Below are 12429 nucleotides of genomic sequence, written 5' to 3' on the forward strand. Positions count from 1 at the left end.
ACAAGATGCCCCCCTGGACCGCCTCGACCGTGTTTTTGTCGATGTGGGAGCGGGGATGTACGTGATCGTTGGTGTGGCGCGGCGGGCGCCCCGGACCCGGCCGGGTCCGGGCGCCGCCCGTCTGCGTGGCCGCCGGTCAGACGTTGACGCCGAAGTCCTGGGCGATGCCGACCAGGCCCGAGGCGTAGCCCTGGCCGACCGCGCGGAACTTCCACTCGGCGCCGTTGCGGTAGAGCTCGCCGAAGATCATGGCGGTCTCGGTGGCCGCGTCCTCGGAGAGGTCGTAGCGGGCGATCTCGGCGCCGCCGCTGGCGTTCAGCACCCGGATGTAGGCGTTGCGGACCTGGCCGAAGCTCTGGCCGCGGGTGACCGCGTCGTAGATCGAGACCGGGAAGGTGATCTTGGTGACGTCGGCCGGCAGCGCCGCCAGGTTGACGTTGATCGCCTCGTCGTCGCCCGCGCCCTCGCCGGTCCGGTTGTCACCGGTGTGGACGACGCTGTTGTCCGGGGTGCTGGTGTTGTTGAAGAAGACGAAGTGACGGTCGGAGTACACCTTGCCGCCCTCGTTGAGCACGATCGCGCTGGCGTCCAGGTCGAACTCGGCACCCGTGGTGGTGCGGACGTCCCAGCCGAGGCCGACGGTGACCGCGGTCAGGCCCGGGGCCTCCTTGGTCAGCGAGACGTTGCCACCCTTGGAGAGGCTCACTGGCATGGTTTTTCGGTGTCCCTTCGGTCGCTTTTGCCGGAAGAACGCGGACCGGCCCGTCCATGGTTCCATCCGGGCCCCGAGTTCTGTCACGAACCATCGGTCGAAACCGTCTCACCCACCGGGGCCGGCCGGCGGTCAGACCCGCGGAAACCTGCCCTGCACCGTCCAGATCGCCGGATTGTCGGCCAGCCCGTCGTGCAGGTCGGTGAGGTCGGCCAGCACGTCCTGCAGGAAGTCCCGGGCCTCGCGCCGGAGCTCGGCGTGGCGGACCACCAGCGGCTCGGCGTCCCGGAGCCAGGTGGCGCCGATCTCGACCCAGCCGAACCGGCGGGCGAACCGCAGCAGCTCGGTGTTCTGGGTGAAGTCCAGGTCCGCGGTGCGCACGGTGGCGGCCCGGCTGCCCCGCGGGTCCTCGTCCAGCTGCTCGACGATGTCGCACAGCGCCCAGGCGAAGTCCAGCACCGGGACCCACCCCCAGCGGGTGGACAGCTCCTCGCCGTCCAGGTCGAGGTAGACGTCGCCGCAGAACAGGTCGTACCGCAGGCTGCGCACCGAGGCGCTGCGGTAGTCGGTCTGCGGGGGGTCGGGGAACCGGGTGGACAGGGCGTAGCCGAGCTCGATCACACCCGCCATTGTCCGGCACCGCCGGAGCGCCGCGGCCCGGGGATAACCGGGTGACCGGTGGCCGTCCGGCACGGGATGATGGGCGCATGCCTGAGCCCATCCGCGTACGGGGGTCGGTGGTCGTCCCCGACGCCGAGCTCGTCTGGCGCTTCTCGCGTTCCTCCGGCCCCGGCGGCCAGCACGTGAACACCTCCGACACCCAGGTCGAGCTGCGCTACGACCTGGCGGCCAGCGCCGCGCTGCCCGAGGTCTGGAAGGCCCGCGCCCTGGAGCGGCTGGCCGGCCGGCTGGTGGACGGGCGGGTGCTGGTGGTCCGCGCCTCCGAGCACCGCTCGCAGTGGCGCAACCGGGAGGTGGCCGCCGCCCGGCTCGCCTCGCTGCTGGGCGAGGCCACCGCGCCGCCGCCGAAGGCCCGGCGGGCCACCAAGCCGAGCCGGGGGATGGTGGAGCGCCGGCTGGACAACAAGCGGCGCCGGGCCGAGCTGAAGCAGGGTCGCGGCCGGCCGCGGCCGGAGTGAGGCCGGAGTGAGGCCGGGCGCGCGCGGGACCGGGCCGCTCCGGCCGGCCGTTCCGGCCGGTCAGCCGACCTGGCGGTAGCCGCCCCGGAAGTACAGCAGCGGCCGCCCGGCGGGGCCGGACACCCTCGCCTCCAGCACCCGCCCGAGCACCAGGACGTGGTCGCCGGCCTCCACCCGCTGCTCGGTCCGGCACTCGACGGTGGCCAGCGCCCCGTCGATCAGCGGCGCGGCCGACCAGGGCCCGGGCCGGTGCGGGGTGTCGGCGAACAGCAGCCGGTCGCTGAGGCGGCCCTTCATGGCGAACCGCGAGGCGAGCGCCCGCTGCCCCTCGTCCAGCAGCGAGACCGCCCAGGCCTCGGCCCGGGTGAGCACCTCGTCCATCCGCGAGTCCGTGCGCACCGAGACCAGCACCAGCGGCGGCTCCAGCGAGACGGACAGGAACGAGGTGGCGGTCATGCCCACGTCCTCGCCGTCCTCGGGATCGTTGGCGGTCACCAGGCTGACGCCGGAGGCGAGCTGGGCCATGGCGGCCCGGAACTCGTCGGCGGTGGCGACGGGGGCGGCGGGAGGTTGTGGGGAGGTGTGCACGTACGGCACGGTAGTCGCCCCGCCACACGGCCGGTATCGGGCCCTGGTCGTAGGACCGGTGGGGCCCGGGGCGGGGGTCCTGTCGGCCGGCCGGCGGGGCCAGCTCACTCCCGGGAGAGAGCGCCCAGGGCCTGCCGGCGGTCACCGGGCTTGGGTCGCAGGGGCTGTCCGCCGACCAACGGACGGCCGGGAGCCGGAGAATGTCCCGGTATCGGGCGACTCAAAGCGCCCGAACCGGTTCATCCTTGTGTGATTTGGGTCACAGTGGCCACCTATTGCTGACCGAGCGTGCCTATCGCAGTGCTCCCTGTGATTCAGTTCTTCTGGCAATCGGACGATAACCAGTCACGAACAATCCGAAGCAGCCGGGGAGCCCCCGCATGGAAGCCGAGTCGGAGCCCTACGTCCGCCTCGCGACCCTCCGCACCTTGCACCGGGTCGTGGCGGACCTCAACGCTGCCCGGAGTCTGGCCGGCACGCTCCAGGCCGTGGTCGAGGGCGCCGTGCACGGGCTGGGATTCGACGCCGCCGCGGTCAGCCTGGTCCGCCCGGACGGCGACCTGGTGGTCGCCGCGGTCTGGGAGATCGAGGAGAGCGCCCTGGGCGGCCCCGCCGTGCTGCTCGGCCAGGTCGGCTCCCGGGAGTCCTGGGAGCGGCTGCTCGGCGTCTGCGACCACTGGGGCACCCTGCGCTTCCTGCCGCACGACCGCGGCTGGGCGGTCGCCTCCGACATCCCGACCTGGACCGGCGACGGCCCGCTGCCGGTCTACGCCAACGACTGGCACCCCAACGACGGCCTGCTCGCCCCGATGTACAGCGCCGGCGGCGATCTGCTCGGGGTGCTCTCGGTGGACCGCCCGCGCAGCGGCAAGCGCCCGGGCGCCTGGACCCGCGAGGCGCTGGAGATGTTCTCGCTGCAGGCGTCGATCGCGATCGGCAACGCGAGACTACGCGCGGAGATGCAGCGGGCGCTGGCCCGGCTGGAGAAGGAGCAGCAGGCCCTGCGGGCCAGCGAGGAGAGCTTCCGGCAGGCCTTCGAGTACGCGCCCAGCGGGATGGCCATCACCGAGCTGCACGGCGACGCGATGGGGCAGCTGACCCGGGTCAACGACGCGCTCTGTCGCCTGCTCGGCCGGCCCCGGGCCACCCTGCGCCAGCAGCGCTTCGCCGACCTGGTGCACCCCGAGGACCTGGCGCTGCTCCAGCGCACCAGCGCCGAGGGCGGCCGGGCCGAGCTGAGACTCTCCCGCCGGGACGGCGGCTACCAGTGGGTCTGTCTGCGCAACTCGGTGGTGGCGGACGCCGCGGAGGGCCCGAGCTTCCTGCTCACCCACGTCGAGGACATCGAGGACCGCAAGAAGCACGAGCTCCAGCTCGCCCACCGGGCCAGCCACGACGCGCTGACCGGCCTGCCCAACGGCTCCGAGCTGCGGGCCCGGCTCGGCCGCCGGCTGTGCGCCGCGCCGCAGGGCCCGGGCGGCGCGGCCGCGCACGGAGCGGCGTACGGGGCGGGCTACGGCGCGGTCGCCGCCGGGCACGCCGCCCTGACGGAGAGCGCGCCGCACGGTGCCCAGGACGTGGCGTACAGCACGTCCTACGAGCCGGCGTACGAGCCCTCGTACGCCGGCTCGTCCTACAGCGCCTCCTACGGCGCGCACGGGGGCTTCGAGGGCCTGGACGCCGGCGTCCCGGCGCACGGCTACGGCCACCCCGAGGAGTCGCTCCACCACGACATCGAGGTCTTCGACGGCGGGTACCCGCCGCAGCTGCGCGACCCGGCCCCCGACCACGTGCACGCCGTGGTCCCGGTCGACCAGCCGGGCGGCGAGGTGTGGGCCGGCAGCCGGCGGGTCCCGGTGCCGGGGGAGAAGGGCCTGGCGGTTCTCTTCTGCGACCTGGACGGCTTCAAGTCGGTGAACGACCGGTTCGGGCACAACGCCGGCGACGCGGTGCTGATCGAGGTGGCCCGCCGGCTCCAGCAGGTGGTCCGCGAGGGCGACACGGTGGCCCGGATGGGCGGCGACGAGTTCGTCGTGCTGGCCGACGGCATCGGCCGCGAGGAGGCCAAGGACCTGGCCGGGCGGCTGCGCAACGCGATCATCCCGCCGATGCGGATCGACAACCGCGCGATGCGGGTCGGGGTCAGCCTGGGCATCGGCTGGGCGGGCTGCGGGATGAGCATCGAGGAGGTGCTGCACGCGGCCGACGAGCGGATGTACGACGAGAAGCGGGCCCGGGGCAGCGCGGTCCGCGGGGCGCGCGGCGAGCGCTCGCACCGGCGGGCGGGCTAGCCGCAGATCAGGCCGCCTTTTCCCCGCCGACGGGGGCGCCAGGTAGGGTGCCCTGGGTACGAGCGTCCACCACTTGACCGTACGGCAAGCTCCGTGCGGCCCGCCGCGATGGGGAGTTGAACCACCGTGACCACGGCCGGCAGCAACGGCACACCCGAGAGCGCGGGCGACGACGACCCGTTCGCCTACCTCTACCGCCCCGCCGAGGGCGAGACGGCTGCGCAGCCGCAGCCGCGCAACTCGTACAGCAGGCCGATGGAGGTCGGCCGGGCGCAGTACGGCGCACACGCACCGGCGGCGGCGCCCACGCAGCAGTTCCCGGCGGGTCCGCAGGCGGCGCAGGCCGCCTCGGTGCCGCAGCAGGCCCGGTACGCCGAGCGCTCGCGCCCGCAGCCGGGCGAGGAGCGGCCGAGCGGCGGGCGCGGCAAGGCGGCCGTGATCGGCGCGGTCGCGGTGATCGCCGCGGTCGCGGTCGGCGCGGGCATCGCGCTGTCCACCGGCGACCCGGACGGCAAGCCGGAGACCAAGGCCTCGCAGAGCGGGGTGCCGGTCGCCTCGACGCAGCCCTCCAGCGCGTCCTCCCCGCCGGCCCCGGCCAGCCCCACGGCGGACGGGCAGCCGATCGCCGACGCCGCCAAGCTCCAGGGGCAGAACGCGCCGACGGGCAACACGGTCAAGGGCGCGATCTCGGCCGACGGCGGCTACCTGACCATGCAGGCCGGCTCCTCGGCGACCTGGACGGTCTCGGTGCCCTCGGCCGGGCAGTACAAGCTCTGGCTGCACTTCAACAACTCGGTGGCCGACCTGCCGGCCTCGGTCAGCGTCAACGGTGCGGACCACCCGGGCGGCGTCACCTTCAAGAACTACGGCAAGGGCAGCGCCGACCCGGAGCGGTCCTGGTTCAGCACCAACATATGGCCGCAGCTGCAGGCCGGGACGAACACCGTGACGGTGACCATCCCGGCCGGGGGCAGCGGTTCGATCCTGCTCGATCAGGTGGCGCTCACCCCGATGTCGGTCACCGACTACCCGAAGCGCTGACCACCCGGGCGAGGTGCGCGACCACCTCGGCCATCGCGGTGCGGGCGGGCGCGAGGTACTTGCGCGGGTCGCTGATCCCCTCGTCCAGGGCCAGCCGGCGGCGGACGGCCGGGGTGAAGGCGGTGTTCAGCGCCGTCCCGATGTTGACCTTCACCAGGCCGGCCGCGAGGCCGGCCGCCAGCTCCTCGTCCGGGACGCCCGAGCTGCCGTGCAGCACCAGCGGGACGCTCACGGCGGCGGCGAGCCGGCGGATCAGCCCGTGGTCGAGGGCGGCGGACCGGGTGGTCATCGCGTGCGAGCTGCCGACCGCGACCGCCAGCGCGTCCACCCCGGTGTCGGCGACGTAGCCGGCCGCCTCGGCGGGGTCGGTGCGGGCGCCGGGGGCGTGCGGGGAGAGCGGCGGCTCGCCGTCCTTGCCGCCGACCCGGCCGAGTTCGGCCTCCAGGTGCAGCCCGTGCCGGTGGGCCCAGGCGGCGGCCTCTGCGGTGGCCTTGACGTTCTCGGCGTGCGGCAGCGCGGAGGCGTCGTACATCGCGGAGGAGAAGCCGGCCGCCGGCGCGGCCCGCAGCAGGTCGACGTCCTCGACGTGGTCCAGGTGCAGCGAGAGCGGCACCCGGGCGGCGGCGGCCACCTCCGCGCAGGCGCGGGCCAGCGGCAGCAGCCGGCCGCCGTGGAAGGCGACCGCGTTCTGACTGATCTGCAGGATGGCCGGGGTGTCGGCGAGTTCGGCGCCGGTGGCGATCGCCTCGGCGTGCTCCAGCGTGATCACGTTGAAGGCGGGCAGGCCGCGGCGCTCGGCGACGGCGGTGGCCAGCAGGTCGGCGGTACGGGCGAGAGGCATGGGTGTCCCAGGGAAGGTGAGTAGCGGGACGCAGTACCGCTACTCACCCCCGGGGGACGGGAGAAGGCCTTCAGTGAGCCTTGGTGAGGCGGTCCGCGCCGATGATCCACTCGCCACGGCGCATCACCGCGACGAGCTCGTAGCTGTCGGAGTCGAGGACGACGAGGTCGGCGTGCTTGCCGGCCTCCAGGGAACCGATCGAGTCGCTCAGCCCGAGCAGTCGGGCCGGGACGGTGGACAGGGACTGCACGGCCTGTTCGATGCTCAGGCCGTTGACCGTGACGGAGCGCCGGAAGGCGACGTCGAGGGTGAGCGTGGAGCCCGCGATGGAGCCGCCCTCGACCAGCCGGGCGACGCCGTTCTCGACCCGGACCTGGAGCGGGCCGAGCGGGTAGAGCCCGTCGCCCATCCCGGCCGCGCCCATCGCGTCCGTGATCAGTGCCACCCGCCCGGCGCCGGCCGTGCCGTACGCCAGGTCCAGCACCGAGGGGTGCAGGTGGATGCCGTCGTTGATCAGCTCGACGGTGACCCGCTCGTCCTCCAGCAGGGCGACGATCGGGCCGGGCGCGCGGTGCTGGATGCCCGGCATCGCGTTGAACAGGTGGGTGGCGACGGTGGCGCCGGCGTCGATCGCCTCCAGCGTCTTGGCGTAGTCGGAGTCGGTGTGGCCGACCGCGGCGATGATGCCGAGGTCGGTCAGCATCCGGACGGACTCCAGGCCGCCGGGCAGCTCGGGGGCGAGGGTGAACATCTTGGCGTGGCCGCGGGCGGCGTCCGCCAGCTTGCGCACCAGCGCCGGGTCCGGGTCGCGCAGCAGGTCGGGGCGGTGGGCGCCGCACCGGTTGTGCGAGATGAACGGGCCCTCGAAGTGGACGCCGGCCAGCACGCCGTCCTCCACCAATTCGGAGAGCACCGCCGCCTGGTGGCACAGCTCGTCGATCTCGCCGGTGACGGTGGAGGCGACGGTGGTGGTGGTGCCGTGCTCCAGGTGGGTCCGGGCGGCCCGCAGGGCCTCCTCGGCCACCCCGGAGGCGTACGAGGCGCCGCCGCCGCCGTGCACGTGGAGGTCGACGAAGCCCGGCACCACGGTGTGGCCGGTCAGGTCGGTGTCGCCGGGCTCCGCCGCGCCGCCGAGACCCGCGATGCGCGGACCCTCGACGACGATCCGGCCGTTCTCGACGACACCGCCGGGAAGGACGAGTCGGGCGCCGGCGAGGGCAGTACGGTCCGCGGTTGTCACGCGGTCACCTCCATGGAGAGCAGATCCCAGGCGAGCAGGCCAGCGCCCAGGGACGCGGCGGTGTCTTTGAGCATGGCCGGAACGACCTTCGGAGGCATCTGGAAGGTCAGCCGCTCCGTCACCGCCTGGCGCAGGGGCGTGAAGAGGGTGTCACCGGCCTCTGCCAGCCCGCCGCCGACGATCACCGTCGACGGGTCGAGCAGGCTCTGGGCCAGCACGATCCCGTCGGCGAGGGCGTCGACGGCGGTCTGCCAGACCTCGACCGCGCGCTTGTCCCCGGCCTCCACCGCCAGCGCGCAGGCGGCGGCGTCGGCGGTGGGGTCGCCGGCGGCGAGGGCCCAGGCCCGGGAGACCGCGGAGGCCGAGGCCAGCGTCTCCAGGCAGCCGAGGGCGCCGCAGCCGCAGGCCGGCCCGCCGGGGCGGACCACCACGTGGCCGATCTCGCCGCCGTAGCCGTGGGCACCCGCCTCGATCCGGCCACCGATGCCGATGGCGCCGGCGATGCCGGTGCCGAGCGCGATGAACAGGAAGCGGTCGACCCCGCGGCCGGCGCCGATCCGGCCCTCGGCCAGCCCGCCGGAGCGGACGTCGTGGCCGAGCGCGACCGGCAGGCCGCCGAGCCGCTCGCCGAGCAGTGCCCGCATCGGGAGGTCCCGCCAGCCGAGGTTGGCGGAGAAGACCGCGATCCCGTTCTTCTCGTCGATCGTGCCCGGCACCGCGACGCCGGCCGCGAGCGGGGCGCAGCCGAAGCGGCTGCGGCCCTCGTCCGCGAGGTCGGCGGCGAAGTCGAGGATGGTGGCGACGACGGCTTCGGTGCCGTGCTCCCGCCCGGTCGGTCGGCGTGCTTCGAACAGCACGGAGCCGTCCTGGGCGAGCAGCGCGGCCTTCATGCCGGTGCCGCCTACATCGAGTGCGATGACGTGCTTCACGGGGGACAGTTTCCCTTGCCCATGTCGAAGAGGTCTAGTCCAGTTGCCCGATTGGTCTGGTCCATGAGGGGTGAGGTTTGTCGTGCTTTGGTGCCTGCTGAGGGGTTTGTGGTGCCTCGGGCAACCTTCCTTCCGGTCCGGCCGGCGGCGCCCCGGGGTGCCGCCGGTGCGCTCAGGCCAGGATGACGGACCTGGTCAGGTTGCGGGGCCGGTCCGGGTCCAGGCCGCGGGCGGTGGCCAGGGCGATGGCCAGTCGGTGCACCCGGACCAGGTCGGCCAGCGGGTCGACGCCGCCCGTGCCGGAGCCGGCGACCAGGTGCCCGCCGACACCCGCGACCTGCTCGGCCAGGCCCTCGGGCAGGTCGCCGAAGCACCACACCGCGCGGCCCGGGGCGGTGATGCTGATCGGCCCGTGCCGGTACTCCATCGCCGGGTAGGCCTCGGTCCAGGCCAGCGCAGCCTCGCGCATCTTCAGCCCGGCCTCCTGGGCCAGCCCGTTGGTCCAGCCGGTGCCGAGGAAGGTGAACTGCTCGCAGGCGATCAGCTCGGGCGGCACCTGCTGGGCCAGCACCGCCTCGGCGTGGTCGGCCGCGGCGGCCACCGTGCCGACCCCGGCCGGCCGGGCGTCCGCCAGCTCCAGGTGGGCCCGCAGCAGCGCGAGCACCGTGGTGGCGAACCGGGTCTGCACCACCGAGCGCTCGTCGGCGAAGCCCAGGTCGACCAGCTGCTCGGCCGCCGAGGCGATCGGCTGCGAGATGTCCCCGGTGATCGCCGTGTTGGGCGTCTTGATCCGGCCGAGCAGGTCGAGCACCTCGGTGGTGGTGCCGGAGCGGCTGATCACCAGCACCCGGTCGTAGCTGCGCCGGTAGGGGAACTCGGAGGCCGCGAAGGCGTCCGTCTCGCCGTGCCCGCCCGCCTCGCGCAGCGCCGCGTAGGACTGCGCGATGAACCAGGGGGTGCCGCAGCCGACCACGGCCACCCGCTCGCCGCGCTGCGGCAGGGCGGGGGCCACCTCGGCCGCCAGGCCGATCGCGGTGCGCCAGTCGACGGGCTGGGTGGCGAGCTCCTCGCCGGTCAGGGATGGAACGGGCATCGGGCGGGCTCCTCGGGTCGGCACTCCGGTCCACGGCAACGGTTGGTGCGTGAAGCTGATTGATTTATAGCTTTTTCGAGCAGCATTGCGCAATGGTGCGCTCCGGGTGGGGCGAGAAGATCCCGCATCAACGCGCGGAGATGTGACAAGCTGTCCCCGCTTCGCGCGTGGCCTCGCGCGGGCCCGGAGCGGTCGAGCAAGCGAGGAGGGGCGGCACAGCATGTCCAGGTACGAGCGTTGGAACTCACTGCTGGAGCTGCTCGCCGAGCACGGCAAGCTGGAGGTCGAGGAGGCCGCCGAGGCGCTCGGGGTGTCCGCCGCGACCATCCGCCGCGACCTCGACCAGCTCGCCCGTCAGCAGATGGTGACCCGCACCCGGGGCGGCGCGGTGGCCCACAACGTCTCCTACGACCTGCCGCTGCGCTACAAGTCGGCCCGGCACGCCGACGCCAAGCAGCGGATCGGCGCCGCCGTGGCCGCGCTGCTGGCACCCGGAGAGGTGGTCGGGCTCAACGGCGGCACCACCACCACCGAGGTGGCCCGGGCGCTGGCGGTCCGGCCGGAGCTCACCGAGCGGGCGGAGAACGGCCCGGGGCAGACCCTCACCGTGGTCACCAACGCGCTCAACATCGCCAACGAGCTGACCGTCCGCCCGCAGGTGAAGATCGTGGTCACCGGTGGCGTCGCCCGCCCCCAGTCGTACGAGCTGATCGGCCCGCTGGCCGGTCTGGTGCTCGGCGAACTCGCTCTGGACATAGCGGTGCTGGGGGTGGACGCGGTGGACGTCGAGCACGGCGCGACGGCCCACCACGAGGGCGAGGCCAGCGTGAACCGGCTGCTCGCCGAGCGGGCCCGCCGGGTGGTGGTGGCCGCCGACTCCTCCAAGCTCGGGCACCGCGCCTTCGCCCGGATCTGCGGGCTCGACGCGGTGGACGCGCTGGTCACCGACAGCGGGGTGGACCCCGCGCTGGCCGCCGCGTTCACGGAGGCCGGCGTCGAGGTGATCACCGCCTGAACGCGGTGCGGGCCCGATCGACCTGCCGTGCCGGATGTCCCTAAATGTCAGGATCCGGTTGCACCTGATGCAACGTCAGCAGACAACTCGGTAACTTACACCGCAAGAGGTATGGACCACCTGGGCGGATGCTGCCAGGGTGGCGCCCGCTCTCCATCCCTCGAAGGCGGTAACCGAGTTGAACAGTGCGTCCCGGCCGCGACAGACCCGGAAGTCCGGCAACCCGACCCTCGCCGCGGCCCTGGCGAGCACCCTGCTGCTCACCGGCTGTGGAGCCGTCGGCACCGGTGGCGGCGGCTCCGTCACCCTCAAGCTGGTCGCCGCCGACTACGGCGACACCGAGGCGACCAGCACCACCCACTACTGGGACGACCTGGTGAGCCGCTTCGAGGCGACCAACCCGGGCTTCAAGGTCTCGGTGGAGGTGGTCCCGTGGACCGACATCGACAAGCGGGTCGCCGAACTGATCAGCAGCGGCAAGGTGCCCGACGTCGTGCAGACCGGCGGCTACGCCGACCAGGTCGCCGCCGACCGGCTCTACCCGGCGGGCGACGTGCTCTCGATCGACACCCAGGCCAACATGATCGACGCCTTCGCCAAGGCCGGCCAGGTGCTCGGCAGCCAGTACGGCATCCCGTTCGTCGCCTCCACCCGGGTGTTCGTCTACAACAGGACGATGTTCCAGAAGGCCGGCATCAGCGCCCCGCCCACCACCTGGGAGGAGCTGCGCAAGGACGCCGAGCTGGTCAAGGCCAAGATGCCCGGGACCATCCCGTACGCGCTGCCGCTCGGGCCCGAGGAGGCCCAGGGCGAGTCGATGATCTGGACCATGAGCGGCGGCGGCACGCTGGCCGACAACGCCGGCAACTACAGCGTCGACAGCCAGCCCAACCGGGACACCTTCAAGTGGCTGCGCACCAACCTGGTGGACCGTCACCTGACCTACCCCGACCCGTCCACGGTCGACCGCAAGACCGCCTTCGCGGACTTCGCGAGCGGCAAGGTCGCCATGCTCAACGGGCACCCGGGCCTGGTCGCCAAGGCGATCGAGTCGAAGGTCGACTACGGCACCGCGGCCATCCCGCGCAAGGACGCGGGCGCCAAGCCGACCACCCTGGGCGTCGCGGACTGGATGATGGCCTTCAAGGCCAACGGCCACAAGACCGAGATCAAGAAGTTCCTCAACTTCGTCTACCTGAAGGAGAACACGCTCAGGTTCGACGAGCAGTACAACCTGCTGCCGGTCACCCAGGACACCAAGGACGAGATGACCGGCAGCGGCAAGCACCAGGACCTCACCGAGTTCCTGAACGCGCTGCCGAGCGCCAACTTCTACCCGCTGGGCGACCCGTCCTGGGACAAGGTCAGCGTCAAGCTCAAGGAGAAGATCGGCGCCGCGGTGAAGGCCGGCGGCGACGACGTGCTGACCCAGCTCCAGGCCGCGGCCGCCCAGGAGGCGAGCCGGGCCCGGGCGGCGGGCGGGGGCGCCGGGGGGGGGGGGGGGGGGGCCCCCCGGCGGGGGGGGGGGCGGGGGCGCGGG

At 73.4% G+C, this 12429-nt stretch carries 12 protein-coding genes; 5 read left to right on the top strand and 7 right to left on the bottom strand.

Annotated elements, in window-relative coordinates; translation table 11 throughout:
* Positions 1 to 136: 136 nt before the first annotated feature.
* Both AB0K43_RS30610 and AB0K43_RS30615 read right to left on the bottom strand, forming a co-directional pair.
* On the bottom strand, positions 137 to 712 hold the full coding sequence (locus AB0K43_RS30610; RefSeq protein ID WP_363645531.1) for a TerD family protein: 576 nt from the start codon (positions 710 to 712) through the stop codon (positions 137 to 139).
* A 132-nt stretch (positions 713 to 844) separates the two neighbouring features.
* Positions 845 to 1333 (bottom strand): hypothetical protein, encoded by a 489-nt coding sequence (locus AB0K43_RS30615; protein WP_363645533.1) that lies wholly within the window; start codon positions 1331 to 1333, stop codon positions 845 to 847.
* A gap of 86 nt (positions 1334 to 1419) precedes the next feature.
* Between AB0K43_RS30615 and arfB the strand changes: the two genes are divergently transcribed.
* Positions 1420 to 1851, top strand: a complete 432-nt coding sequence (gene arfB, locus AB0K43_RS30620) for an alternative ribosome rescue aminoacyl-tRNA hydrolase ArfB (protein WP_363645535.1) — start codon at positions 1420 to 1422, stop codon at positions 1849 to 1851.
* 60 nt (positions 1852 to 1911) lie between these two features.
* Here the strand turns inward: arfB and AB0K43_RS30625 are convergent, their stop codons facing one another.
* On the bottom strand, positions 1912 to 2376 hold the full coding sequence (locus AB0K43_RS30625) for a flavin reductase family protein (protein ID WP_363645553.1): 465 nt from the start codon (positions 2374 to 2376) through the stop codon (positions 1912 to 1914).
* A gap of 443 nt (positions 2377 to 2819) precedes the next feature.
* Here AB0K43_RS30625 and AB0K43_RS30630 point away from each other — a divergent pair, with 443 nt between their 5' ends.
* Together AB0K43_RS30630 and AB0K43_RS30635 are read left to right on the top strand one after the other, a co-directional pair.
* The gene (locus AB0K43_RS30630; RefSeq protein WP_363645537.1) at positions 2820 to 4730 is read left to right on the top strand and encodes a diguanylate cyclase; all 1911 of its coding nucleotides are present in this window, start codon (positions 2820 to 2822) and stop codon (positions 4728 to 4730) included.
* Positions 4731 to 4856: 126 nt separating this feature from the next.
* Positions 4857 to 5771, top strand: coding sequence for a hypothetical protein (locus tag AB0K43_RS30635; protein ID WP_363645539.1), 915 nt, complete (start codon positions 4857 to 4859; stop codon positions 5769 to 5771).
* On the opposite strand, the gene AB0K43_RS30640 is transcribed toward AB0K43_RS30635, so the two are convergent.
* From AB0K43_RS30640 to AB0K43_RS30655, 4 genes are all read right to left on the bottom strand, one after another.
* A complete protein-coding gene (locus tag AB0K43_RS30640; RefSeq protein WP_363645541.1) occupies positions 5749 to 6612 on the bottom strand; it encodes a class II fructose-bisphosphate aldolase in 864 nt (287 codons plus the stop codon). The genes AB0K43_RS30635 and AB0K43_RS30640 overlap by 23 nt on opposite strands.
* Before the next feature lie 70 nt (positions 6613 to 6682).
* Positions 6683 to 7852 carry an N-acetylglucosamine-6-phosphate deacetylase gene (nagA, locus tag AB0K43_RS30645; RefSeq protein ID WP_363645543.1) on the bottom strand — a complete coding sequence of 390 codons (1170 nt, stop codon included), beginning with the start codon at positions 7850 to 7852 and terminating at the stop codon, positions 6683 to 6685.
* Entirely contained in the window at positions 7849 to 8781 is a 933-nt protein-coding gene (locus tag AB0K43_RS30650) for an ROK family protein (protein WP_363645545.1), read from the bottom strand. The genes nagA and AB0K43_RS30650 overlap by 4 nt, the downstream gene beginning before the upstream one ends.
* Before the next feature lie 172 nt (positions 8782 to 8953).
* Positions 8954 to 9874: a sugar isomerase gene (locus tag AB0K43_RS30655; protein WP_363645547.1), complete on the bottom strand. Its 921-nt coding sequence runs from the start codon at positions 9872 to 9874 to the stop codon at positions 8954 to 8956.
* Between the two features lie 220 nt (positions 9875 to 10094).
* Here AB0K43_RS30655 and AB0K43_RS30660 point away from each other — a divergent pair, with 220 nt between their 5' ends.
* Positions 10095 to 10889, top strand: coding sequence for a DeoR/GlpR family DNA-binding transcription regulator (locus tag AB0K43_RS30660; RefSeq protein WP_363645549.1), 795 nt, complete (start codon positions 10095 to 10097; stop codon positions 10887 to 10889).
* Between the two features lie 178 nt (positions 10890 to 11067).
* The coding region (locus tag AB0K43_RS30665) for an extracellular solute-binding protein (RefSeq protein ID WP_363645551.1) at positions 11068 to 12429 on the top strand (1362 nt) is incomplete at its 3' end.

This window comes from Kitasatospora sp. NPDC049258, from assembly GCF_040678895.1.
Lineage (GTDB): Bacteria > Actinomycetota > Actinomycetes > Streptomycetales > Streptomycetaceae > Kitasatospora.

Coding starts and splice junctions, on each gene's coding strand:
- AB0K43_RS30610 (WP_363645531.1), bottom strand. CDS start 712: ATGCCAGTGAGCCTCTCCAAGGGTGGCAACGTCTCGCTGACCAAGGAG.
- arfB (WP_363645535.1), top strand. CDS start 1,420: ATGCCTGAGCCCATCCGCGTACGGGGGTCGGTGGTCGTCCCCGACGCC.
- AB0K43_RS30625 (WP_363645553.1), bottom strand. CDS start 2,376: ATGGCCCAGCTCGCCTCCGGCGTCAGCCTGGTGACCGCCAACGATCCC.
- AB0K43_RS30630 (WP_363645537.1), top strand. CDS start 2,820: ATGGAAGCCGAGTCGGAGCCCTACGTCCGCCTCGCGACCCTCCGCACC.
- AB0K43_RS30640 (WP_363645541.1), bottom strand. CDS start 6,612: ATGCCTCTCGCCCGTACCGCCGACCTGCTGGCCACCGCCGTCGCCGAG.
- AB0K43_RS30655 (WP_363645547.1), bottom strand. CDS start 9,874: ATGCCCGTTCCATCCCTGACCGGCGAGGAGCTCGCCACCCAGCCCGTC.
- AB0K43_RS30660 (WP_363645549.1), top strand. CDS start 10,095: ATGTCCAGGTACGAGCGTTGGAACTCACTGCTGGAGCTGCTCGCCGAG.